The sequence below is a fragment of the Streptococcus sp. KHUD_013 genome, assembly GCF_052588545.1.
The window spans coordinates 365582-392542 of record NZ_CP186264.1 but is presented as its reverse complement, the minus strand read 5'-3'; the positions used below and the strand labels follow the sequence as shown (position 1 = coordinate 392542).

Annotated in this window: 15 protein-coding genes; 9 read left to right on the top strand and 6 right to left on the bottom strand. The window is 43.7% G+C overall.

The genetic code is table 11. From position 1 onward, the window contains the following. Positions 1–36 precede the first annotated feature (36 nt). Together ACOXXR_RS01740 and ACOXXR_RS01735 are read right to left on the bottom strand one after the other, a co-directional pair. The gene (locus ACOXXR_RS01740) at positions 37–4458 is read right to left on the bottom strand and encodes an SGO_0316/SGO_0317 family LPXTG-anchored serine peptidase (protein ID WP_445278617.1); all 4422 of its coding nucleotides are present in this window, start codon (positions 4456–4458) and stop codon (positions 37–39) included. A gap of 236 nt (positions 4459–4694) precedes the next feature. After that, positions 4695–7079, bottom strand: a complete 2385-nt coding sequence (locus ACOXXR_RS01735) for a phosphoketolase family protein (protein ID WP_445278616.1) — start codon at positions 7077–7079, stop codon at positions 4695–4697. A gap of 361 nt (positions 7080–7440) precedes the next feature. Between ACOXXR_RS01735 and ACOXXR_RS01730 the strand changes: the two genes are divergently transcribed. Further along, complete coding sequence (locus ACOXXR_RS01730; protein ID WP_445278615.1) at positions 7441–8412, top strand: hypothetical protein; 972 nt, start codon at positions 7441–7443, stop codon at positions 8410–8412. Positions 8413–8521: 109 nt separating this feature from the next. On the opposite strand, the gene hutI is transcribed toward ACOXXR_RS01730, so the two are convergent. Next, on the bottom strand, positions 8522–9769 hold the full coding sequence (hutI, locus tag ACOXXR_RS01725) for an imidazolonepropionase (protein ID WP_414298032.1): 1248 nt from the start codon (positions 9767–9769) through the stop codon (positions 8522–8524). A gap of 200 nt (positions 9770–9969) precedes the next feature. On the opposite strand from hutI, the gene ACOXXR_RS01720 reads away from it, so the two are divergent. The 8 genes from ACOXXR_RS01720 (at position 9970) to hutG (ending at position 20136) form a co-directional block, all read left to right on the top strand. Continuing rightward, a complete protein-coding gene (locus ACOXXR_RS01720; RefSeq protein ID WP_343093854.1) occupies positions 9970–12000 on the top strand; it encodes a urocanate hydratase in 2031 nt (676 codons plus the stop codon). An 82-nt stretch (positions 12001–12082) separates the two neighbouring features. Next, on the top strand, positions 12083–12982 hold the full coding sequence (ftcD, locus tag ACOXXR_RS01715; RefSeq protein ID WP_023027213.1) for a glutamate formimidoyltransferase: 900 nt from the start codon (positions 12083–12085) through the stop codon (positions 12980–12982). A gap of 12 nt (positions 12983–12994) precedes the next feature. Then, positions 12995–13624, top strand: coding sequence for a cyclodeaminase/cyclohydrolase family protein (locus ACOXXR_RS01710; RefSeq protein WP_414256901.1), 630 nt, complete (start codon positions 12995–12997; stop codon positions 13622–13624). A 51-nt stretch (positions 13625–13675) separates the two neighbouring features. Further along, positions 13676–15349: a formate--tetrahydrofolate ligase gene (locus ACOXXR_RS01705; RefSeq protein WP_414279685.1), complete on the top strand. Its 1674-nt coding sequence runs from the start codon at positions 13676–13678 to the stop codon at positions 15347–15349. Positions 15350–15364: 15 nt separating this feature from the next. Continuing rightward, entirely contained in the window at positions 15365–15943 is a 579-nt protein-coding gene (locus ACOXXR_RS01700) for a HutD/Ves family protein (RefSeq protein WP_445278614.1), read from the top strand. Between the two features lie 20 nt (positions 15944–15963). Continuing rightward, on the top strand, positions 15964–17292 hold the full coding sequence (locus tag ACOXXR_RS01695) for an APC family permease (RefSeq protein WP_048716383.1): 1329 nt from the start codon (positions 15964–15966) through the stop codon (positions 17290–17292). A gap of 228 nt (positions 17293–17520) precedes the next feature. Next, positions 17521–19062, top strand: coding sequence for a histidine ammonia-lyase (gene hutH / locus ACOXXR_RS01690; protein ID WP_414288470.1), 1542 nt, complete (start codon positions 17521–17523; stop codon positions 19060–19062). A gap of 87 nt (positions 19063–19149) precedes the next feature. Further along, entirely contained in the window at positions 19150–20136 is a 987-nt protein-coding gene (gene hutG, locus ACOXXR_RS01685) for a formimidoylglutamase (protein WP_445278613.1), read from the top strand. Positions 20137–20238: 102 nt separating this feature from the next. Here hutG and ACOXXR_RS01680 read toward each other — a convergent pair whose 3' ends face one another. The 3 genes from ACOXXR_RS01680 to metE form a co-directional block, all read right to left on the bottom strand. Next, on the bottom strand, positions 20239–23175 hold the full coding sequence (locus ACOXXR_RS01680; RefSeq protein ID WP_445278612.1) for an AAA family ATPase: 2937 nt from the start codon (positions 23173–23175) through the stop codon (positions 20239–20241). Positions 23176–23306: 131 nt separating this feature from the next. Continuing rightward, complete coding sequence (metF, locus tag ACOXXR_RS01675; protein ID WP_023027221.1) at positions 23307–24182, bottom strand: methylenetetrahydrofolate reductase [NAD(P)H]; 876 nt, start codon at positions 24180–24182, stop codon at positions 23307–23309. A gap of 72 nt (positions 24183–24254) precedes the next feature. After that, positions 24255–26504 carry a 5-methyltetrahydropteroyltriglutamate--homocysteine S-methyltransferase gene (gene metE / locus ACOXXR_RS01670; RefSeq protein WP_270615803.1) on the bottom strand — a complete coding sequence of 750 codons (2250 nt, stop codon included), beginning with the start codon at positions 26502–26504 and terminating at the stop codon, positions 24255–24257. Positions 26505–26961 lie beyond the last annotated feature (457 nt).

Here is a 26961-nt window from a genome sequence, read left to right as displayed (position 1 = left end):
CCTGAACCCCACTTAATTTTCTCTACTAGGAGAACGTTATACTTGGTCTAGATGATTTTTCTTCATTCGGATCGCACCGAAAGTGAGAAGAAGAACCATCAGTCCTACAAGACCCAGCTGGTCATTTTCCTGTCCTGTTTTTGGAAGAGAAGTTGCTGGTCGATGAGAGATTTGCTGAGACTCCTGATCCATTTCTGATTGACCTTTTTGTGTCATAGGTGACGGTTGAGGAGTGACTTGTTGAGACTCCTGATCCATTTTTATTCTACCTTTTTGTGTCATAGGTGACAGTTGAGGAGTGGATGGGACAGCCGGATTTTCTACCTGATCTTCTGAGATTTTTACAAAACTAGTCAAGTAGCGATTGATACCATTAGTTACGGTATAGACGAAATCATTTTCCACTGCCCGATAACCTGTTGGCAGATCAATATGGATCTGATACTCTCCATTGATCAGGATGCTTTCAAATGTCTTTGGTTCATATAGGGTTTGATCCAACTCCACTTTTTCCCCTGTCTTCTGATCAATGGCAAAGACGCGGGTTCCATCTGGAAGTTCTTTGTCAAAGACGAGGTCAAAGCGATTTTTATCAATATAGTGGTAGACAAATTTGACCAGTCCTTCAGGGTGCTCCTTGCTTAATTCCACTGTCACAGTGGTTGGAGATACCCAAGAGTAGTTTTGATCTTGAGCGACAACTTTTACAGTGTAGGTTCCAAATGGAAGAGTCGGTAGCGGATCTTCGTAAAAGCTGTTAAATTCCTGATCCACCCGATTTCCCTTGCTGTCAAAGACTTGGTAACGCATCATTTCTGGGTATTGATTGGTTGCCTCGCCTTTTTCATCGACAATTTGCACCTCTAAGCGACCGACGGTTGCTTCGCTGGTCGCAGCTGTTGGGCTTACTTCCTCCGTCCCCACTCTTTTTGTCGCCTTTTCTTCTGAAACGGTCTTACCATCCAAGGTCAAGGTGTTGGTATTATTGACCTGATCCCAGATATAGAAGCGCACAGTTTTTAGATCTACTCCTTCTGGAATCGTGTAGGTTCCATCTTCGTTTGGACTGATCTCTACTTCCTGATCATCCTTTTGGTAGGAGAGGTATTTTCCACCTAGTCCACTACCCGTTTCAATAATTTCACCTGGCTTAAAGAGACGAGTTGCAGGATCAAAGAGATCCTTGGTATTCGCCAGTTGTGGCACTTGTTTATCGACTCTAACCTTCAGGACAATCTCTTGAGGTTTGGCACCTGGTGTGCTTGGACGATAAGTGACTACATATTGATAGTCCCCATCTGGCACCAGCTGATTGTTATTGTCCTTGCCTGCCCACTGTGTCGCATAAAGAATCTTACTACGGTCATTAATCCGCCAACCATAGTCCGATTTCTTCTGACTTTCATTGCCTTGTTCAAAAATAGGATGTTCGCGTTTGAGGTCATCTGCACGATAGACCGACAAATGAATATTGTCCACATTTCTCAAAACTACTGCATTGAGCTTGACACTATCATAGGAACCATCATCATTTGGCGAGAAGACGAGCTGATTTCCATCGTAATGCCCATCTTTTTCTCCCAATACAACCTGTACTTCTTTGCCCCCGCGCCAAATAGTGCTGACCAAGGCTGTAAAGTGATCCCCTGAATCTTTTTCAGGTTTCTCTGCTTTTTCGTTTGCGTAATAGTAGAATGGCTTTTCATCCCCAGTGAAGGCATAGATAGGCTTTTCGATACCCGGTAAATCCTGATAGTGCCCTTTGAAGCCAATATATGGAAGACTTACGAGATCTTTCTTGGTTTTGGTATCTTTAAAGAAGACAAATCCTTCTAAAAAGTAACCATTCTTCATTTGATTGGTGAGTTCACTTGTAAAGGTACTGGTATCTACAGAAATTGGAACCGTCACACTTCCCTTAGCTGGAACATGAATGGTTTTTTCTCCCGCTTGATCCAATAGCTGACGCATCTTCAAGCTGATGCGACCATTTTCCACCTGATCTGTATTAACAACCGTGTGATAAGTGAATTCTTTTGCTTCTGAGCCTAAGTTGTGCACCGTAACTTCAAACGTAAAGGCATCTTTGACATTTCCAAGCGTCAAGCTGCTATTGGTTCCTTTTCCACCTGTTACAAAGACATCGCCAAAGGCTGCCGCTGCAGCATCCATGAGACCAGATCCTTGTTGACGGACAGATGAGTAGCTCTTGCTTTCCTGATCAAAATGAGGTTTGGCTGTGCTCATGACTAATTGGCGCAACAGCGTATGGATTTGCTCTGGACTATAAGTTGGGAAACGTTGTTCTAGAGCTTGCTTGATCAAGGCTGTCGCCCCTGCCGCATGGGGCGTTGCCATACTGGTTCCCTCATCCATATCATACAAACCATCTGGTATCGCCGAATAGACCATTCCGCCAGGTAGGGTAACATCTGGCTTAAGTTTTCCTTCGGCAGAAAGCCCCCAACCAGTAAAGAAGAGCATCTTGTTGGCTTCGCTATAAGGTACTTTCTTAACTTCTTGATGGAAGATTAGCTCGTATTCTCCAGCGTGGGAGGCTAGTTCTTTTCCGATAGCATGGTTCAAGACGCTGACCGGATAGAAGGATCCCCAATAGCCCATCGGAAGTTTTTGGAGGTTGTCTCCTTGCTCTTCATTCTGATAAACGAGGACACCTTTTGCACCAGCTTGTCTGAGGGCGTTAACCTTCTCTTCGTCCGTCACATCCCCACCGCTTTCAACCAGAGCAATTTTGCCTTTCACCGTAGCATTTCGGTAAGTATCTAGTCCACCTTTTGAAACTGAAACGTAAGACTGAGGTCCTTCTACTGGGAAAATCAGCCGGTAAACAGGGAGATCAACGAGGCCATTTTGGAATTCTTTCTTATCCTTTAGAGCTAGGATTTCCAGACGCATGGTCGTTTTATGATTAATCTGATTATTGAAGGCACCGATGGCTAGAACTCCATCTTCAATGGCGGGTTCATCAATCGTTCCAGTATCCGGTGCATCTGCTTTTGGCTTAGCCTGCCAATATCCACTTACGGCGTAATTCCCTGCTGCAGCATTGATGACAACACCGGATTTACGCGCGAATTCAAAGGCTTGGCGGGTTAGGGGATTGGTATCTGCTTCAGATCCATTAACTCCACCAAAACTCATATTGATGGTATCAGCACCAAGCTTGACCGCATCTTCAACAGCCTTAGCGACGACAAAGCCTTGTTCTGTCATTCCCTTCTTATCAGAGAAAACGCGCATAAAGATAAGCTGGGCTTCTGGTGCGACTCCCTTTAGGTATTCGCCAGTTGGCACTGGCTTGGTCGCATTACCAACGGCTGAGCCTGCTACGTGGGTCCCATGTGAACGCGGATCATCTTCTCGAATCTCATCGTTCATATCTGAATAGTTATAGGCATAGACCACCTTATCGTTGTACCACTTCCCATAAGTGATGCCTGCCTTTTTCATAGCCGCTTCCATCTGATCTTTATTCTGATATTTGGCTTTGCTTTTATCCGTTAGACTAAAGAAATTATGGTGGACATCAAGGCCCGTATCCAAAACGGCTACCACCCGACCTTGCCCCTTGATCCCTTTGTCCCAGAGAGGCTGTAGATTAATCAACTCATTTTCATCACTAACTTTTGTAGGAAGGAGGGTATTCTGCTTCGTTGGGTTAGGTTGTGCATCCGTCCGATCCGTTAGTGGCGTAATTTCTACCTTTTCAACACGCGCTAACTGACGGATCTTCAAAGCATCCTTGTACTTGGTTTCTAAAACAAAACCATTAAAGACCAAATCAAAATCAGCTAGTTTTGTATACTGAATGCCTTTTTCCTTCAATTCATTCAATACAGCTTCCTTGATTGGTGCATTATCCTTGATCTGCTCCGCAATACTAAGAGGAGCAGCTTCATCTTGCTTTTTCGTCTCCAAACGTACCAGGGCCTGAACACGGGCTTCATCTGCCACGGTTGCTGAAACAGCGTCCTTATTAGCTACTGACTGAGATGCTGAAACAGCGTCCTTATTAGCTACTGGCTGAGATGCTGAAACAGCGTCCTTATTAGCTACTGGCTGAGATGCTGAAACAGTGTGATCTTCTTGCTCCTTCTTTTCAACACCTTCTTTTTCAGGTGTAGGGTCCGAAGCTGGATTGGCTAGAGAATTGGAAGATGAAATCTCGGCAGTTTTTTCAGGCTTGGCTTGCTCTTGTAAAGAAGACTCCTCCTTAACTGTATCAGTTGCATGAGCTCCGTCCAAACCTTTGTCCTGTCCGACTGTCGAATTCACCTCCTGACTTTCTTCCTTGACTACAAGAGCGGGTACATCTGCCTGCCCTTCCTGCTCCTGGGCTAAAACAGTCACCCCACAAAAAAAGCATCCGACAAGTACTGATACTAAGCCGACTGCATATTTTCGTAAAGAAAAACGTTGTTGTCTGTCGCTTCCCATAACCAGACCTCCTTTATATTTTGTAAGCGGTTTCCGCACCTATATTTTAGTCCTTATCTTATGCAAAGTCAATGCAATCTAAAAAAATATACTATTTCATTGATTTTTGTCAGATTTCTTTATCCATTATTGAAGAATTTTTTCTTGCCAAGGGGAATTCCTTAGCCAAAGTTTCTTTCTTTAAAAAGGTACAAAAAAAGAAATCAGAATAACTTCTGATTTCTTTTGGAATAAACTTATTTATTTACGTTTTCCCATTTCCAGTTGTGTACTTCTGGAATATCATCACCATGTTCACGGATGTAAGCGTTGTGGAAGGCAATTGTTTCGTCCATTTGAGCTGCGAATTCAGCTGCTTCTGCTCCAAGAGCTGCATTGGCTGCATCTTGTGCCAAGTGGAAGCGATCCAATTCAGACATGACACGCATATCGAATGGTGTTGTGATATCTCCGTTTTCACGGTAACCATGTACACGAAGGTTATGGTTGTGACGGTTGAAGAAGATATCACGGATCATACCTTCGTAACCGTGGAAGGCAAAGATTACTGGTTTATCAGTTGTGAAGACTTTGTCGAACTCTTCATCTGAAAGTCCACGCGCATCGACGGATGGGTGACGCAATTTCAAGATATCTACCACATTGACAAAGCGGATCTTCAATTCTGGGAAGGCCTTGTGCAAGATTGTGATGGCAGCAAGAGCTTCTAAGTTTGGCTCTGTACCTGCAGCTGCAATGACAAGATCTGGCTCTTCATCTGCTGAAACAGTTGATGCCCAATCAATCACCTTGTATCCTTCACGAACCAATTCTTCTGCTTCATCAGCTGAGTAGAATTGAGGACGTGGGTGTTTTGAAGTAACGATCAAGTTTACCTTGTCTTCTGCCTTGAAGGCTTTATCCATCACTGCAAGCAAGCTATTGGTATCTGCTGGCAAGTATTCACGGATGTATTCAGGAGTTTTCTCAGCCAAGTGAGTCAAGATACCTGGATCTTGGTGAGTGTAGCCATTGTGGTCTTGTTGGAAAACAGTTGAAGTCGCAATCAAGTTCAAGGCAGGGTAGTTTTTACGCCATGTCGTGTGAGTCTTCGATTTACGCAACCATTTGAAGTGTTGAGTAATCATAGAGTCTACGACACGAAGGAATGATTCGTAAGAAGCGAAGAAGCCATGACGACCTGTCAAGACATATCCTTCGAGCATTCCTTCTGCTTGGTGCTCTGACAATTGAGAGTCAATGACACGTCCAGCAGGGCTCAAAGCTTCATCGTAGTCTGGTTTCGTACGTCCTAACCATTGACGGCTTGTCCGAGTGAAGACTTCTTGAAGACGGTTTGATTTGGTTTCATCTGGTCCAAAGATACGGAAGTTATCTGGGTTCGCATCCACAAGATCTGCTGCATACTTACCAAACTCGATCATATCTTGGGCCATGATAGCACCTGGTGTTTCGATCTTGAAGGCATGTTTCTTCCAATCAGCAGTGTCCATTGGTTTGATAACACCTGCGTTTGTGATTGGGTTCATAGCCATGCGACGGTCACCTTTTGGTGCAATTTCGGCAATTTCAGGAAGTAGTTTACCAGTTTCGTCGAACAATTCAGCTGGACGGTAAGATTCCAACCATGAAAGGAGGGCATCTACATGCTCCATGTGGTGAGCATCTACTGGGATTGGAACTTGGTGCGCACGGAATCCACCCTCGATTGGTGTTCCTTCCCAAGCTTTTGGTCCAGTCCAACCTTTAGGAATACGAGCAATCAAGACAGGATATACTGGTTGAGTTGCTTCTTCTGCAGATCCTTTACGAGCTTCTGCTTGGACTTTCTTGATTTCTTCAATCGCTTCGTCCAATTTTTCTGCAAACAAAGCATGAGCTGCTTCGTGGTCGTCAGAAATAGCTGTTACGTCTGCAAAGATTGGTTTCCATCCAAGACCTTCAAAGAAGAGGGCCAATTCTTCGTCTGTTTTGCGTTCGAAGATCGTTGGGTTGTGGATCTTCCCACCGTTGAGGTAGAAGATTGGAAGAACAGCACCATCGTTAACTGGGTTCAAGAAGGTATTGGCCAACCAACCAGCCATCAATGGACCAGTTTCCCCTTCACCATCACCGATTACGGTTGCAGCAATCACATCTGGATTATCCAAAACAGCTCCAGCTGCGTGAGAAAGAGCATAACCAAGCTCTCCCCCTTCGTGGATAGATCCTGGAGTTTCAGGCGCCGCGTGAGAGGCAATCCCTCCTGGGAATGAGAAGATTTTACATAGGTGTTTAAATCCTTCTTCATTTTGTGGGATATTTGGATTCAATTCTGTGTAAGAACCATCTAAGTAAGAGTTGGACACCATAACTTGTCCACCATGACCTGGTCCTTCAATGTAGAACATATCCAAGTCGTATTTGTTGATGGCACGGTTCAAGTGTGCGTAAATAAAGTTTTGTCCTGGTACAGTTCCCCAGTGTCCGATTGGGTGAGCCTTCAAGTCGTTTTCAACCACTTCACGTTTCAACAATGGGTTGTCTTTCAAGTACATTTGAGCAGCCGAAATGTAGTTGGCTGCACGCCACCACGCATCCACTTTATCCAAGTAAGCTTTGCTGTTAAAATCAACAGTCATATTGTCTCCTCTCAAATTCTAGCTATGATTCTGATGAATTAGAATCCAGTGCAAGTATTTAGGTTATAAACATCCTGTTTCATTCATATGAAGACAGAACGAACGCGAACCAAATTTTAATTCAATTCTTTTCTATTCTATCAATAATTTAGCTTTTTGTATATAGAAAAAATTAAAAAAAATATAGTTTTTTATAAAAAGTTGCAAATCTCTTCTAAAATCAAAGTATTTTTCAATCATTTTACAAACAACTTTTTGCTTAGACCACTCAAAAAGCCTTTGAAATCAGCTATCTATAAATTTCCTTGTCACATAAAATCTTTCATGATATACTTTAGATATCAAACTAAAGGAGATCGGTATGATAAAGGAAAAACGCAATAAAGGATTTGTGTCAGGTCTGGTGCTTGCCCTTGTCTTTCTTGCATTCGCAGGATTAGTATTTTCATTATGGATGGGACGCCAGAACCCTTCTACTAGCTTTGCGAAGGCAGAAAAGTCTGGGGACCCTGTAACGATGAAGGTCTATGATATTACACGAGAACCTGTCGGAACTGTGGACAACGGCCACGTCCTCTATATCGTCCAGTACGATAACCAAAACGATGGTAAGTTTGCAGGGATCGAAGCCAAAAAAGACGATGCGACGATTAAAGAAATCGTTGATAAGGCAAAAAATGGGGAACTGCAGACCCATCCTTATCAACTAAAGGGAACGCAATTAGCCCCTTTGGCAAAGGATAGCAAAAATACGTCTCGTAACGGTCGCCTTGTCGGCTATAGCGACTACATCCATTCCCTTCTCGAACCGACTTCTGTCGTGTCACTTAATATGACGACCAGCTATTACTTAAGCCTCACAGAGTACAACAAAGACTCCTTATTCCTCTTAATTGGTTCAGCTGCTCTTGCTGGACTTTCTATCATAATGGTCGTAGCCAGCTTCTCCGTTCGGAAACGGACCATTGCTTCCTATCAGGAACTCCACCAAAACTATCCCGAACTCCAAGGAGATCTGTCTCGCCTGTCTGATGAAGCCAGCTACTACAATCAAGACTTAAAAGTTATCTTGTACAAAAATCATTTGATTACCTATTTCAGAGGAACGCAAACGATTGATTTACGAGAGGTTCAACAACTATACTTACATGTCACTCGAGTTCGTCAATCAGGGATTGCTCGCTCAATCTTCCAATTGTGCTACATCCGCAAGGACAAACCAAAGAAACAGCACCGCCTAGCCATTAAGAATAAGAAGAATGCTGAAGAACAACTCTACACTCTTTTTGCACAGGTGTCTGAGAGATTCCCAGATGTCAAGGTTGGAATTTAAAGCTTTGCAACTCCCTCTGGAAATACTGTTCTAAGCACTAAAGTCCCCTCATCAGAATCAGTTGATGAGGGGATTTTTTTCTATTTAGGTCACACTTGAAACGAGAGAATCAAATAACTTTCTTACCATTTTTATAGACATCTGTCACTAGGTTGGTCGCAAAGAAATAGAAGAGATAATCTAGATTTGGTGCATCGTAAATCGTGATATCGGCCTGTTTTCCAGTATCCAAAGATCCAATGGTTTTGGCACGATCGACTGAATAAGCTGCATTAATAGTTACTGCATTGAGAATCTCAACTGGCGTCAAACGCATCATGAAGCAACCGAGGTGCATGGCAAACTGGAGATTGGCTGTCGGACAGGATCCTGGATTGCTATCTGTTGTTAGGGTGATGGCCATCCCAGCATCCAGCATCTTACGAGCCGGTGCATAAGTATCTTCCATGAGGCTGAAGGTTGTAGCAGGCAACAGATTTCCGATAACTTTTGCTTTTGCTAGTTTTTGAATGCCTTCATCGGTAATCACCATCAAGTGCTCTGCACTAGTAGATTCCAATTCAGCTGCAACATCCACACCACCGATAGACTCGATTTCATCCGCATGAATCCGTAATTTGAAGCCCATTTCCTTGGCTTTTGACAGAAGATAGCGAGACTCATCTGCTGTAAAGACACCCTTTTCACAGAAGATATCACAGAATTCAGCTAACTTTTCTTCCTTCACTTTTGGAAGCATTTGCTCAATGATGAGATCTAAATACTCTTGAGAACGGCCCTTATACTCTGTCGGGATCGCATGGGCTGCCATAAAGGTTGAAACCAGATCAATTTCATGGTCACGGTCCAAGGCAGCTACTACATCTAGTTGGCGTTTTTCCGTTTCCCAATCCAAACCATAGCCACTCTTAGCTTCAACGGTGGTCACTCCATGACGCAACATATAGTCCAACAATCGTTTGGACTTGTTATAGAGATTGTCAAAAGATGCTTCACGAGTTGCCCGAACAGTGCTCAGAATTCCACCGCCTTGAGCGAGGATGTCTAAGTAGGAAACACCCGCTAACTTTTTCGCAAATTCATGCTCACGACTGCCTCCATAGACCAGGTGGGTATGGCAGTCGATCAAACCAGGAGTCGCAACTTTCCCTTCACAAGATTTTACTTCCGTATGGTCATCGATCAGTTCTGGATCTGGTTGACCTGTTCCAACTGCAAGAATTTTTCCATCCTTAATAGCGATATAAGCATCGGATAGGATTCGCGCTTCTGCCATCTCTTTTCCATAGAGAGGATGGCCTAGATCATTTGGACAAAACAACTGGTTAAAGTGGGTTAAGATTACATCAGCAGACATATGAAAACATTCCTTTCTATTTCCATTGTTATTCATTTTACAATTCTACAGGAAAAGCGTCAAAAAAAAGTCAAAAAGTTTCTCCCTCATTATTTTTTGCTTTATTAAAAATTAAATTTATTTTTGACTCTTTATTGACGTTTCTTGGATACAATAAAGAAAATATAAATTCATGGTCTACACATAAGGAGGTTCCTACTATGTCATTTATAGACGATAAAGAAATTGCAGCTGCTATGTCTGTCAAACTTGACTTTGATGTCCTACCTGAAAAGGCAACTTTTCAAGAAGGCATCCGTCGTGCACCTGATAGAGGCTTCCGCTTAACGCAAGCTCAGACTGAGATTGCTCTTAAGAACGCTCTGCGTTACATCCCTAAAAAATTCCACCAAGAATTGATTCCAGAATTTCTGGAAGAACTAAAAACTCGCGGTCGAATTTATGGCTATCGCTTCCGTCCAAAAGATCGGATCTATGGAAAACCAATTGATGAGTACAAAGGAAAATGCACTGCTGCTAAGGCTATGCAGGTTATGATTGACAACAACTTGAGCTTTGAAATTGCCCTTTATCCATATGAATTGGTCACTTACGGAGAAACAGGTTCTGTCTGTGCTAACTGGATGCAATACAACTTGATCAAGAAATACTTAGAAGTCATGACAGAAGACCAAACCTTGGTGGTTGAATCTGGTCACCCTCTCGGCCTCTTCAAGTCTAAACCAGAAGCTCCTCGCGTCATCATTACCAACGGTCTCTTGATCGGTGAGTATGACAATATGCGCGACTGGGAAATCGCTGAAGAAATGGGAGTTACCAACTACGGTCAGATGACGGCTGGTGGCTGGATGTACATTGGTCCTCAAGGGATCGTTCACGGTACCTTCAACACTCTCCTTAATGCTGGACGTCTTAAACTCGGTGTGCCTGATGATGGCGACTTAACTGGTAAACTCTTTATCTCGTCTGGTCTCGGTGGGATGAGTGGAGCTCAAGGGAAAGCAGCTGAAATTGCAAAAGCTGTTGCCATCGTTGCAGAAGTAGACCGCTCTCGGATCGAAACCCGTCACTCTCAAGGTTGGATTAGCCAAGTAACCGACAGTGCCGAAGAAGCTGTGAAATTGGCTCAAGCAGCACTGGAAGCTGGTGAATCCACTTCTATTGCCTACCATGGTAATATCGTAGACTTGCTCGAATATGTCAACGAACACCAAGTCCACGTTCACCTCTTGTCTGACCAAACCTCTTGCCACAACGTCTATGATGGTGGCTATTGCCCAGTTGGGATCAGCTTTGAAGAACGGACACGTTTGTTGGCAGAAGACAAAAAAACCTTCCATCGCTTGGTCGATGAAACCTTGGCTCGTCACTTTGCAGTGATTAAAGCTTTGACGGCTAAAGGTACCTACTTCTTCGACTACGGTAATGCCTTTATGAAATCTGTTTACGACTCTGGCATCAAGGAAATTTCTAAGAATGGTCTCGATGACAAGGACGGCTTCATTTGGCCATCTTATGTAGAAGATATCATGGGACCTATGCTCTTTGACTATGGTTATGGTCCATTCCGTTGGGTCTGCCTAAGCGGTAAACACGAAGACTTGATTGCAACTGACCACGCTGCTATGGAAGCGATCGATCCAACTCGTCGCTACCAAGACCGCGATAACTACAACTGGATTCGCGATGCTGAAAAGAACCAATTAGTCGTTGGTACACAGGCTCGTATCCTCTATCAAGATTGTATGGGACGTGTCAATATCGCTTTGAAATTTAATGAACTCATTCGCCAAGGCAAGATTGGACCGGTCATGATTGGACGTGACCACCATGACGTATCTGGTACAGATGCTCCATTTCGTGAAACCTCCAATATCAAAGATGGTTCAAACGTTACTTGCGATATGGCGGTTCAATGTTACGCCGGTAACGCCGCTCGCGGTATGAGTCTCGTGGCTCTCCACAATGGTGGTGGTACTGGTATCGGTAAGGCCATCAACGGAGGATTTGGTCTCGTTCTAGACGGTAGCCACCGGATCGATGAAATCATCAAATCTGCGATTGCATGGGATACCATGGGTGGGGTTGCTCGTCGGAACTGGGCAAGAAATAACCATGCCATCGAAACAGCCATCGAATACAACCATCTCCATGCAGGAACAGACCACATCACCATTCCGTATCTGGCAGATGAAGATTTGGTCAAAGATGCGGTTCAAAAATTGTTTTAACATCAAAAAATAAAAATTGAGAAAGGGGAGGAAATACAAAGACTCCTCCTCCCCAACTTCTCCTATAAAAAGAGGTAATCATATGGCAAAAATTGTTGAGTGTATTCCAAACTTCTCTGAAGGACGCAATCAAGCTGTGATCGACGGATTAGCAGCCACAGCAAAAAGTATTCCAGGTGTTACACTGCTGGACTACTCGTCTGACGCCAGTCACAACCGTAGCGTCTTTACACTCGTTGGGGATGAAGAAAGCATTCAAGAAGTGGCTTTCCAATTGGTAAAATACGCATCTGAAAACATCGATATGACCAAGCACGAAGGCGAACACCCTCGGATGGGGGCAACAGACGTTTGTCCTTTCGTTCCAGTCAAAGATATCACAACAGATGAATGTGTCGAAATCGCCAATAAAGTAGCCGAACGCATCAATCGTGAATTAGGTATTCCAATCTTCCTTTATGAAGATGCTGCAACTCGCCCAGAACGGAAAAACTTGGCGAAGGTTCGCAAAGGACAATTTGAAGGAATGCCAGAAAAACTGTTGGAAGAAGACTGGAAGCCAGACTACGGTGAACGCAAGATTCACCCAACTGCAGGGGTTACAGCCGTTGGTGTTCGTATGCCACTCGTTGCTTTCAATATCAACCTTGACACAGATGATCTAGAAATTGCCAACAACATTTCTAAAATCATTCGTGGATCTAGCGGTGGATACAAATACTGTAAAGCAATCGGTGTCATGCTAGAAGATCGCAACATCGCCCAAGTCTCTATCAACATGGTCAACTTGGAAAAATTCCCATTGTATCGCGTCGTTGAAACCGTTCGTTTCGAAGCACAACGCTACGGGGTTCGCATCACTGGAACAGAACTCATTGGTCTGGCTCCTGCTAAAGCTCTGATTGACTCTGCTGAATACTACTTACAATTAGAAGACTTTGACTATAGTAAACAAGTCTTGGAAAATCACTTGTTGGGTTAGAGAGGGAGTTCTATGAAACTAGTTGACTTAAGTATTACAGAGTTTGCCAAGGTTCTTGGTTCAGATGCTCCAGCTCCAGGTGGTGGTTCTGCTGCCGCTCTATCTGCTGCAAACGGGATTTCACTTACAAAAATGGTTTGTGAACTGACCATTGGTAAGAAAAAATACGCTGAATTTGAAGAGCACATCAAAGGGGTTCACGAAAAAAGTGCCCAACTCCAAGACCAATTACTAGAAGCCATCGACAAAGATACAGAAGCTTTCAACGTGGTATCAGCAGTCTTTGATCTTCCAAAAGAAACGGAAGAAGAGAAAGCCGCTCGTCGTGAAGCCATGCAAAAAGCCTTGAAACATGCGACAGTATCTCCTTTCTCTATGATGGAGCTCATCGTTGAAGCACTTGAAACAACAAAAGAAGCTGTTGGTAAGTCCAACACCAATGCGGCGAGTGACTTAGGAGTGGCTGCTCTCAATCTCAAGGCTGGACTTCAGGGGGCTTGGCTCAATGTCCTGATCAACATTTCAGGAATCAAGGACCAAGACTTCGTCCAAGAATACCATAGCAAGGGAATCGAACTCCTCCAAACAGGCTCTGAGCTTGCAGATAACATTTACCAAAGCATTTTAGAAAGCCTTTCATAAGCCTATCAATCAACTTTATAACTCAATATCTACAAAGAAAGAAGGGATTCTATGGTTTTATCGGATATTGAAATTGCCAATTCTGTCCAAATGAAGCCCATCATGGAAATCGCTGCTGAACTTGGATTGACTGAAGACGACATTTCGCTCTACGGAAAATACAAGGCAAAAATCGATAGCAACCAACTGGAACAACTAAAGGACAAGGAAGATGGAAAGCTAATCCTCGTGACAGCCATCTCTCCGACACCTGCTGGAGAAGGAAAGACAACCACCTCTGTTGGACTAGTGGATGCCCTCTCTGCTATCGGTGAGAAAGCGGTCATTGCCCTCCGCGAACCTTCACTTGGCCCTGTCTTTGGGATCAAGGGTGGTGCTGCCGGTGGTGGGTACGCTCAAGTGGTTCCAATGGAAGATATCAACCTTCACTTTACCGGAGACTTCCATGCCATTGGGATTGCCAACAACTTACTTGCAGCCTTGATTGACAACCACATCCATCATGGCAATGAGTTGGGCATCGATTCTCGTCGCATCACCTGGAAACGGGTGGTCGACATGAACGACCGGCAACTCCGCCATATTGTAGACGGCCTTCAAGGAAAGACAAACGGAGTTCCTCGTGAAGATGGCTTTGACATCACGGTGGCGTCTGAAATCATGGCTATTCTCTGTCTCTCAGAAAATATCCTTGACCTCAAAGAACGCCTCGATCGCATCATTATTGGGTACAACTACCAAGGACAACCAGTGACAGCCAAAGACCTCAAGGCTGGAGGTGCCATGGCAGCTGTTCTCAAAGATGCCATCCATCCAAACTTGGTACAAACCTTGGAGCATACTCCGGCTATCATCCACGGCGGACCATTTGCCAATATCGCTCATGGCTGTAACAGTGTGCTGGCTACCAAACTAGCCCTCAAATATGCAGACTATGTCGTGACAGAAGCTGGTTTTGGAGCAGACCTCGGTGCTGAAAAATTCATCGACATCAAATGCCGTATAGCAGGACTCAAACCTGCTGCCGTTGTCCTCGTCGCGACCATCCGTGCTCTCAAGATGCATGGTGGTGTCGCCAAAGCGGACTTGGCTACTGAAAATGTCCAAGCCGTGATCGATGGTCTGCCAAACCTGGACAAACACTTGGCCAACATCCAAGAAGTCTACGGCCTACCTGTAGTAGTTGCTATCAACAAATTCCCGCTAGATACAGAGGCTGAGCTACAAGCTGTCTATGAATCTTGTAAGAAACGCCATGTTGATGTGGTCATCTCTGATGTCTGGGCACATGGTGGAGCTGGTGGTCGTGACCTAGCTGAAAGAGTCATTCAACTAGCTCAAGAAGAAAACCACTTCTCTTATGTCTATGACCAAGAAGACAGCATTGAAACAAAATTGACCAAGATTGTCACAAAAGTTTATGGTGGTAAAGGCATTAGCTTAACACCGGCGGCCAAACGCGAACTCAAAGAATTGGAAGCACTTGGTTTCTCCAACTACCCAATCTGTATGGCCAAAACGCAATATTCCTTCTCGGATGATGCCAAGAAGATCGGAGCACCGAAAGATTTCACTGTCAAAATCAGCAACCTTAAGGTGGCAGCAGGAGCTGGCTTTATCGTTGCTCTCACAGGAACGATCATGACCATGCCTGGCCTACCAAAAGTTCCAGCCAGTGAAAAGATTGATATCGATGCCCAAGGCAATATCACTGGTCTCTTTTAAGAAAGAGGACGTCCTATGGTGACTATCCTTCATCTTACCCCTGCAGATTATCAGATTTCTACTTGGTCCGGTGGCCAAACTACCCAACTCTTCCTCTCTCCAAAAGAGGGAAGTTATCCAGATCGAACCTTTGATTTCCGACTCTCTACTGCAACGGTAGAGGTTGAAACAAGTGACTTTACCGATCTCACAGGCTACCATCGAATCTTGATGCCTCTGACTTCATCGATTACACTCACCCATCAACATAAAAAAGTGGTTTTGAAGCCATTTCAAAGCTACTTCTTTGACGGGGGAGACCCTGTATCTAGCCAAGGGACCTGTCAAGATTTTAATCTCATCTATAAACCTTCCTATCAGGGGCATATGAGTGCTATATCCCCAAATGAAAGTGTCACGAGCCAGAGTCGCTATCAATGGATCTATGCTCTCTGTCCTCTCACACTCCAATGGGAAATAGGGCAATCTCAAACCCTCCAAACTCACGAGCTCCTGTTTATTGAACAAGCATCTCCTCTTCAAGAGATGACAATCACGTTTTCACCCCTTCAGTCTGGGAAGCAACCGATTGCTATCTGGACTGCGCTAAGATAATGTTTTAAAGGAGAGACATTATGAACGGAGCACATAAACAGTCGATTGAGGAACAAGAAAAAGCGAAATTCAGCTTTAGCGGTGCCACTCTATACGGTATCAATGCCGTGATTGGGTCTGGTATCTTCCTCTTGCCCAAAAAGATATATTCTGGCCTAGGACCAGCTTCCCTGGCCGTCATGTTTGGAGTAGCTATTCTTGTCATGCTACTATCAGCCTGTCTGGCTGAAACGGCTGGCTACTTTGATAAAAACGGTGGAGCCATGCAATACTCAAAAGCAGCTTTCGGAGACTTTGTCGGCTTTAACGTCGGGATCCTCGGATGGGCCGTTACCGTTATCGCTTGGGCTGCTATGCTAGCTGGTTTTGCTAAGATCTTCATCATTACCTTCCCAGCATTCGAAGGCTACAACCTACAGATTAGTATCGTTATGTTGGTTCTCTTAAGTCTGATGAACATCGCCGGTCTGAAAACATCGAAAATGTTCACACTGACAGCTACTGTTGCAAAATTAATCCCAATTGTCCTCTTCTCACTCTTCGCCATCTTCTTTATTCCTGGTGGAGTAAGCAAGGGCAACTTCACACCTTTCCTTCAATTGGAAAGTGGATCAAATCTCTTTAGTGCTATTTCTAGTACCGCTGTTTACATCTTCTATGGATTTATCGGATTCGAAACCATGTCCATCGTTGCAGGGGAAATGCGTAACCCTGAAAAGAACGTTCCTCGTGCTATCTTGGGATCCATCAGTATCGTCTCAGTTCTCTACATGTTGATCATCGCTGGAACAATCGCTATGCTTGGTGGAGGCATTATGGGAACCGAGGCACCAGTACAAGACGCATTTGTTAAAATGATTGGCCCTATCGGTGCCCCTCTTGTCTCCTATGGTGCTCTCATTTCAATCGCCGGTCTCAACATCGGTGAATCCATTATGGTTCCTCGTTTCGGTGCTGCCCTAGCAGACGAAAAACTCTTGCCAGCAGAACTTGGAAAAACAAACTCCAAGAATGCTCCTGTCATTGCCATTATCATTTCCGGTTTCTTTGCATTCTTACTCTTGTTATCTGGATCTTTCGAATCCTTAGCAACTTTCAGTGTTGTTTTCCGTTTCTTCCAATATATTCCGACTGCTTTGGCAGCGCTCAAACTCAGAAAAATGTACCCAGAGAAAAAGGTTACCTTCCGAGTGCCATTCGGTCCAGTTATCCCAATTTTGGCTGTTGTCATCAGTATCTTGATGATTGCAGGGGATAATCTAATGAACTTTGTATGGGGAGCTATCGGTCTAGTAATCGCTAGTGGACTTTACTTTGTTTTCCACGGTGACAAACTAGCTAAAAAATAAAACAGTCCTCACCAATTCTATTTACACATTAGATGGGAACTTAGGAGGAGCAAAGCATTCCTTTGCTCCCTAGCCCATCTAAGAAGCCACGAATATCAAACCTGAGCTCTTTTCTCTAAGACTTCTTTCAATCCTTCTAAGAATCATAGACAATGGGCTCACGTTTGGTATTCAAACCGAAGTAAACAAATCTACTTCTACAGAACAATTCATAATCGGAGGTTTTATATGACTCAATTGATTCATTTAGATGGTAACAGCTTAACACTGGAAGAGGTCATCGCCGTCGCTCGGCACGGTGCCCAATGTGAGTTAGACGAAGCAGCCAAAGAAGCTGTTATCGCATCTCGTAAAATTGTTGATGATATCGTCCGTGAAAAACGTGTTGTCTATGGTGTGACCACTGGATTTGGCTCCCTCTGTAATGTCAGCATTTCTCCAGAAGATACTGTCCAACTGCAAGAAAACTTGATTCGTACCCACGCATCTGGTTTTGGTGATCCACTTCCAGAAGATGCTGTTCGTGCCATCATGCTCATCCGGATCAACTCGCTCTTAAAAGGCTATTCTGGCATTCGTCTATCAACTGTTGAAAAACTATTAGAATTGCTTAACAAAGGAGTGACTCCTTATATTCCAGAAAAAGGATCACTCGGAGCTTCCGGAGACCTTGCCCCCCTTTCTCATATGGTGCTCCCAATGTTGGGACTTGGACACGCCTACTACAAAGGTCAACTTTTAAGTGGTCAAGAAGCTCTCAATCAAGCTGGTATTGAAAAGATCCAATTGGCTGCCAAAGAAGGGCTTGCTTTGATCAATGGTACGACTGTCCTAACTGGTATTGGTGCTCTTGCGACTTATGATGGTATCCAGTTGCTCAAACTGTCTGACATTGCCGGTGCTCTTTCAATGGAAGTTCACAATGGTATTACTAGCCCATTTGAAGAAGACCTCCATACCATTCGCCCTCAAAGTGGACAATTGGCAACAGCTCGTAACATCCGTAATCTCCTTGAAGGAAGCAAGAACACAACGGTAGCAACCCAACAACGGGTACAAGATCCTTATACACTCCGTTGTATCCCTCAAATCCATGGGGCCAGCAAGGACTCTATTGCTTATGTGAAAACAAAAGTTGAAATCGAAATCAACTCTGTAACAGATAACCCAATCATCACCAAGGAAGGTCACGTCATCTCCGGAGGAAACTTCCACGGTGAACCAATGGCTCAACCATTTGACTTCTTGGGTATTGCCCTTTCTGAGATCGGAAACGTATCTGAACGTCGGGTGGAACGCTTGGTCAACAGCCAGCTTAGTAAATTGCCATCCTTCTTGGTCAAACACCCTGGCCTCAACTCTGGCTTCATGATTACGCAGTATGCTTGTGCTTCTCTTGCATCTGAAAACAAAATCTTGTCTCACCCAGCCAGCGTTGACTCTATCCCATCTTGTGAAAACCAAGAAGACTTCGTCAGCATGGGAACTACAGCAGCTCGTAAAGCAGCAGAAATCCTTAAGAATTCACGCCGCATCGTTGCTACTGAAATTATGGCAGCCTGCCAAGCCTTGGATCTCAAACCAGAAAATCACGAACTTGGTAAAGGTACAAAACCAGCCTATGACATGATTCGCAGCAAGGTGGCCTTCATTGAATTTGACAAGGACATCGAAATCTTTGAAGAACTCAATAAGGCATCTGCCGTTGTTGAAAGTGAAGAATTCTTAGCAACCATCGAAAAAGCAGTTGACTTAAGCATTCAATACTGATACAGTAAGGATACAGCAGAAAAAGGCTGAGAAAATTTCTCAGCCTTTCCCTTTCTAGCCTAATACAAACAAACGGAGGCATGTAACGTGCTTAGAGATTATTACCCAATGACTTACAGTTATTACCAAGGCAGTATTGAAGACAATCCTTATACTGCCAAATGGGGAATGCTGACGAAGTTTTTGGATTTGAATGATGAAACCTTGACTCCTTTTGAAGAAGTCACCTTTGGAATCCTTGGTTTTAAAAGCGATAAAGGAGTCTATATCAATAACGGCCGCGTCGGTGCTGTCGAAAGCCCTAATGCTATTCGAACCCAACTCGCCAAACTTCCTTGGCACTGGGGCACCAACGTCACAGTTTTTGATGTTGGAAATATCGATGGCCCCAATCGTTCTCTTGAAGATTTGCAAGAGAGCCTCTCTCTAACTGTCAAACGGATGTTGGAGCTAAATATTCAACCAATCGTCCTCGGTGGAGGGCATGAAACGGCTTATGGTCACTACCTGGGCCTCAAATCCTCCTTGCAACCAGATGAACAATTGGCTGTCATCAACCTAGATGCTCACTTTGACCTGCGTCCTTACGATCAAACTGGTCCCAACTCTGGAACAGGATTTCGTCAGATGGCGGACCACGCAAAAGAAGAGAGCCAGGATTTCCCTTACTTAATCTTGGGCATTCAGGAACATAGCAACAATTTATTCCTATTCAACTATGTAGCTAAAACACCAAGCATTGATTTCTTAACAGGACAAGATCTCTTCCGGATGAGCCACCAGGCTATTCTTGATCGGATTGATCAATTCTTAGAAAAACAGACAGCGATTTACCTCTCCATCGATATGGACTGCTTTGCCGTTGGTTCTGCCCCTGGTGTCAGTGCCATCCAGTCACTTGGTGTGGATCCAAAACTAGCCTTGATGTTGCTCCAACACATTGCAGCTAGTGGCAAACTGATTGGCTTTGATATTGTGGAAGTTTCCCCTCCTCATGATATTGACAACCACACCTCCAACCTGGCTGCAACCTTTATCTTTTACTTGACCCAAATCTTGTCCCAACAAAAATAAGATTCAAAACCTCTCTATCAATACAAAAGGCTTCGCAACATCCACCCCTAGGGCGTTGCAAAGCCTTTTTTATTCTTCCTTCATGACACTTGATAAGATATACTAGAGGACTTTTAATCTCTTGAGGAAGGGACGATCTCTATATGGAGTCAAGTGTTGCTCTGCCAGTTTCTTGTAGTAGTTCTTATCTTCTCTCAAGAAGATGCTCAAAGGAGGATTCAGATGCTCTCCTTGCTCCTTCTGGGCCGATAGGAAAGCCAAGAGATAATACACCATCCCCTTATCCCGTGAATGAGTCGCTTGCTTTATGGTTCCTTCTTTACGAGCCAGGTAATGTGCTACCTTCTCTTGTTCCCCAAAATGACAAGCAATTAAGGCTTGATAAAATTCGAGCAATTCTTCCTTCCAAGGGAAGCGAACGCTGGACAAAACCTTTTGAGCCCTGTCAAAATAGAGACGGGCTTGGACCAAGTCTCCCTTCCAATAGTAGGCAATCCCAAGATCAATTTCAAACACCACTCGGACCGAATCAACAGATTGATCTCCCACCAGGCGAAGGACCTCTTCCAAATGGGTAACAGCTACTTGAAAATGTCCCCTGACTTGCTCTATCTCAGCCAGGTAGGCTAAAGAAGCCGCAATTTGAATGGCATACTTGGCCTGCATGCTATTGGTCAGACTAAAGCAATCAATGGAGCGATAGAGGTGGCGGGTCGCCTGCTCCTCATCCCCCACCATCAAATGGTACAAACCCTTCAAGCGCAACTGAATCGCAATCGCTTCATGGTTGTTGGCCTGAATCGCATCTTCTAAAGCCAAATCTGTGTAATAGGCCATTTCAGAAATATTTTCTGTTTGAATGCAATAATAAATGATTTGCCGGTACCCTTCTAAAAGGAAGTCGAGCTGTTTGAGTTCCCGCGCATAGGAGATGACCTTTTGTATATCATGAATCCCCTTTTGGTACTCTCCGCTTCGAATAAAGTAGCGCCCCTCTAGATACAAGTAACGCAGTTGCAAATACTTGTAGTCTCTATCTTTTTGGTGCCTTGAAAAAAGCTGATCCAGTTCTCGACGAAGACGAGAGAGTTCCCCAAAAATGTCCAAATGGCTATTTTTCCCATCGGATACTCCCCCTTCTTCTCCCTTGGAGTATATTGGGAATAGTTCATGTTCTAGCTGGAGGATTTCTTCCAAGTAGGTCAGCTCAAAGGATAGAGAACGCAAGAGATTTTGGGACTGCTTGTATTGGTAAGCAATTTCCTTATAGAAGAGCAGGTCTGTCGAATCTTCTAAGGTTTCTTCCAGTTTTTGCGCGATTTGTTGGTGGAAGAGACGCCGTCTGGCTGGTGACAGGAGTTGGTAGAAGTACATGGCTACCAATTGCTTGCAAAATTGGACCAAGAGATCCTCCCCTTCCTCCACTATTGAGATGATTCCTCTTTGAGTTAAAGGATCTAATAATGCAGTTAAAACAGAAAGATCTGTAGCTGTCAAATCGGCCAAGATAGACATGGATATCGGCTTATGAAAACAAGACAAATAATGAAGAAGGGACTCCTCTTCACTGCTCAAGTCACCTAGTTCTTGAGACAGATAAGCTTGAATGATGTCAGGCAAGGGCTCTAAACTTTCCTTCTCTTTCCACTCTTCTATATAGCTGGACAGCAAGAAGGGACTGCCTTCACTCCACTCCATCATCTGCTCGATCAGGGCTGGTTCTATCTGCCCCAATTGGCCTTGCAAGAGTAATCGACTTTCACTCGGATCAAAATTGGTCAATTCTAGCTGGGACAAGCGTCTCTCAACTTTCAAGCCTCCTAAGAACTTGACCAAGCTATCTGACAATGGCCCCTCAGCTGTAAAAATCACCTGCCATTTTTCTTGTCCTCTACTTTCCTCTAACTGCTTCACTCTTTCCAATGAAACCGCATCGATCCACTGGGCATTTTCAAAAAGAAGCAGGAGAGGTTTTTCTTGGCTGAGCCTTTGAAGTTGCTCTCGTACAGATACGAGATCACTCTCTCCTCCTAAAAAAGAGCTTGCTGGATCTCCACTTAATTTTTCTAAAGCTTGTATAAGACCACTCCAGGTACTTCCTACTTCCTGACAACTTCCCGCTCTGCTTTCGACCTTGACAAAGCTAAAATTCCGATTGGACATCAAGACCAACTGACGCAATAGACGTTTTTTGCCTGTTCCAGATTGCCCCATGACCAAGAAGGGGCCAATAGCTTCCCCCTTCTTAACTAAGGAGAGATATTCCTCCAGTTGGGATAGTTCTCGTTTGCGACCAAAGAAAGGGAGTTCTCGGATATTCACACGATTGCTCTGTTTATAGGTGCGTTTAGCTTCCAAAACAGAATGATAAAGTTCCTCTATCACTCGACTAGGACGAACATTCAACTCACGATCCAATAAATCAACCAACTTATAATAGGTCTCAAAGAATTTCCCCAGCTGGTGATGGATTCTATAATACTCCATCAAGAGTTGGTAGTTTTTTTCTTCAAATTCATCAAGCTCTACTAAATGGTGGAGTAAGGACTCTACACTAAGGTCCCCCAGCCCCTCTTTGTCGATCTTTTGATAACAGCTTTCAATATAGAGTTGCTTATAAGCGCTCCGTTTGCGAGAAGCCCACTGATCAAAGTCCTCATCATCCTTGACGTAGAAGCCTTCTAGAAAATCTCCCTGATAAAGATGTAAATTTCTTATCGGATCTCTTTCAAAGAGTTGAACATCCAAAGAAAAACTTAGCTCAGGATTCAGAGCTAGACTACTCCTACTGGGAGAGACGATGACATCCCCTTCAAAGATTTTATTGGCTTGGTAAACAGTATTCCGCAGATTTTTCCGGGCGACTTGATTTTCCTTGTCTCCCCATAAAATACCAGCAATTTCATCACGATTGACCTCGCCCGATACGGCTAAGTAATAAAATAAAGCCTCCATCTTCGAGAAAGAAAAACGGATGTCTTTCTGTTGGAAAACAACCTTAGGGGGTCCAAATAACTTCAACGTGAGTTCTCTCTTCATTGCAAGCGCCTCCAAAATCTTCATATTAATACTATAAAAAAAAAGTTGTCTTTTAGCAAGCAATTGGCCCAAGAAAAAAGAGACTGAGAAAAATTTTTCTCAATCTCTACAATTCCTTCTTAGACTGTTGATTAGATCACCTCTAAGTTTGGTTGATGATCAAATAAAGCTTTTGTTGCATGATGGACATGATAGGCTACATCTTCATTGTTCATGGTATAGAGATGGACACCTGCAACATCTTGTGTGACCAAATCTACGATTTGATCTACCGCATAAGCTAAACCAGCTGCACGAAGGGATTCTGGATCATGCTCATACTTATCAAGGATGGCTTTGAACTTCCGTGGGATATGAACATTTTCACAAGTTTTCAACAAGCGAAGGGCCTGGTTTCTGTTAAGAATTGGCATCACCCCTGCATGAATGGGAACATCAATTCCCGCTAAGATACACTTATCTTGAAAATCGTAGAAACGCTCATTGTCAAAGAAAAGCTGAGTCACTAGGCTTGAACATCCAGCATCCACTTTCTTTTTCAGATTTTGAATATCTGAAATTTGATTTGGAGAATCTGGGTGCCCTTCTGGGTAACAAGCACCGATTACATCAAAATGAGGAGCTTCCGTTTTAATAAATTCAATCAAATCCGTTGCATAACGAAAGTCTTTCAGAGGCTCCACACCTGGAATAATATCTCCACGAAGGGCCAAGATCCGATGAACTCCCACTTGATCTAAGTCATGAAGGGTATCTGCCACTTTTTCCTTACTCAGATAGATGGCAGGCAAGTGGGCAATGGTCGGAATAGACAATTCATTTTGAATATGATTGGCTAAGGCAACCGTCGTCTCTTTGATATTGTATTTGTTATTACTAGCTGTCACACTGATAAAGTGAGGAGCTAATTCCTGCATATTTTCCAAGGCACGTAAGAGCTTGGCATTGCCTACTTCAGGATTTGGAGGGAAAACCTCAAAGGAGAGCGACGGTGTTTGCTTAGTCATCAAATGTATTCCTTTCTTGATTGAGCAATTCTTTCTTTTGCTAACCAGCAAGCTTAGGAATTTCTACTTGCCTTATAGCGCTTTACGAGCAGCTTTTGCCGCTTCTACAAGACGGATCAAGCTTTCTCTCGTTTCTTTGATACCACGTGTTTTCAAACCACAGTCAGGGTTGATCCATACTTTCTTGCTTGGTACTTTCGCAAGGATGGCTTCGATGGTGTGGTCGATTTCGCCTTCATTTGGCACACGAGGTGAGTGGATATCGTAAACCCCAGGCCCCACTTCTGTTTGGAAGTTTTGAGCTTTGAGTTCGTCCAAGATTTCAAGGTTTGAACGGCTCGCTTCAAATGAGATCACGTCCGCATCCATGTTATCGATAGCTGGGATGATATCTGTAAATTCTGAGTAACACATGTGAGTGTGGATTTGTGTGTCTGGTGCTACTGTTGAGTGTACCAAGCGGAAGGCTGGAATAGCCCAGTCAAGGTAGTCTTCGTACCAGTCGCTACGACGGAGTGGCAATTTTTCACGAAGAGCAGCCTCGTCGATTTGGATAATCTTCACACCTGCAGCTTCAAGGTCAAGAACTTCTTCCTTGATAGCAAGAGCGATTTGAAGAGTCGAATCTTTGATAGAGATGTCTTCACGTGGGAATGACCAGTTAAGGATAGTAACAGGTCCAGTCAACATCCCTTTGACAGGTTTGTCCGTACGGCTTTGTGCATAGCTAGACCATTTAACAGTAATAGGGTTGAGACGAGTGACATCACCCCAGATGATTGGTGGTTTCACCCCACGCATACCGTATGATTGTACCCAACCATTCTTAGAGAAGAGGTAACCTGACAAGTTTTGACCGAAGTACTCAACCATGTCGTTCCGCTCGAATTCACCGTGTACAAGCACATCAAATCCAACTTCTTCTTGCCATTTGATCCATTCGTCGATGGTTTCAGCAAGGAAGGCATCGTATTCTTCTTGCGTCAATTCACCCTTACGGAAGGCCAAACGTTTAGCACGCACTTCCTTGGTTTGAGGGAATGAACCGATAGTTGTTGTTGGAAGAGCTGGAAGTTTAAAGGCTTCTTCTTGGATGGCTTCACGTTCAGCAAAGGCTGGCAAACGAGTGTAGTCTGCGTCTGTCAATCCAGCGATACGCGCACGAAGTTCCGCATTTGCTCCGACACGTTCTGTTGCAAAGAGTTCTTTGTTCGCTGCAAGAGCTTGTTCACCTTGACCGTTGCGGATAGCATCCAAGTCACGGAGTTCTTCCAATTTTTCAACTGCAAAAGCAAAATGATTCAAGATAGCTGGTTCAAAGTCTTCGTTAGCAGTCGTAAATGGTACATGAAGCAGTGAGCAAGAAGTTGTCAAGACAACATTTTCAGCTGGAACTTGTTTCAAAATTTCCAAGCTTGCTTCGTAGTTATTACGCCAGATGTTTTTACCATTGACAATACCTGCATAAAGAGTCTTATCTGCTGGGAAGCCACCTTTAACGAGTTCAAGAGTTTTCTTCCCTTCAACGAAGTCAAGACCAATCGCATCTACTGGCAAGTTCACAAGGTCAGCGTAGATGTCACGCACGTCACCAAAATAAGTTTGGATCAAGACTTCAAGACCTTTTTTGTCAGCCAAGAGTTTGTTGTAGAGGTTTAAGAAGAGTGCTTTTTCTTCAGCTGTCAAGTCTTTGACAAGAGCTGCTTCATCTAGTTGGATACGAGTTGCACCAAGTTCAGCCAATTTCGCAAAAACATCTTGGTAAGCAGCCACTAAGCTATCCACGAAATCTTCTGCTTTCACACCTTCTTCAAAGTCTGACAATTGAAGGAAAGTGAATGGACCGACAAGGACAGGACGAGTGTTAAGACCCAATTCTTTAGCTTCTTGGAACTCATCAAAGATCTTGTGACCAGCCAATTTTACTTGAGTGTCTTTTTCAAATTTAGGAACGATGTAGTGGTAGTTGGTGTTGAACCATTTCTTCATTGGAAGAGCACGCACATCCCCTTTTTCTCCTTGGTAACCACGCGCCAAAGCAAAGTAGCGTTCAAGGTCAGACAAGTCCAAGTTTTGAACCGATGCAGGAACCACATTGAAGAGGAAAGCAGCATCGAGGAAGTTGTCATAATGAGAAAAGTCATTTGATGGGATTTCAGTGATCCCTTTTTCTTTGACAATGTTCCAGTGTTTGGCACGCAATTCTTTTGCAGCATCCAACAAATCTTCAGCTGTAATTTCGTTTCTAAAATATTTCTCAGTTGTAAATTTTAGTTCGCGGAATTCACCCAAACGAGGGAATCCGATAATTGTAGTTGACATGTTTTGTCCTCCAAAAATTCAAGTTGAGTCTATCTTATCAGAAGAAGCGCCTTCTGTATAATTGCTTTTCAATGGTTTATGGTATAGCCAGAAGCTATAACCTTATAGATCAAGGGTTTTCGCCTCTTGCCATTGACCAGAACTAATAGTCCTTATAAAAAATAACTATAAGGCTTCTACCAGACAGACTGCCCCCCTCCCATTGGACAGTCCTCGTCCCCTCTAAAACAAAAAAAGAAGCTATCCGCTTCTTTTAGAATGTAGATAAACATTTCTTTACATAAAATAGCTAATTTATTTTTCAAAAAAATTGGTTTCTTTTTTAGTCATTCAAGCAGATTTAAAACTTTCCGCTGTGAGAAAAGTGCCTAAAACAATTACGTTTTAGGCACTCGGGAGTTTTGGGAGTAAAACAGTTTGGGAAACTGTTTTAGCCTGAGCTTTGAAATTAATAAGC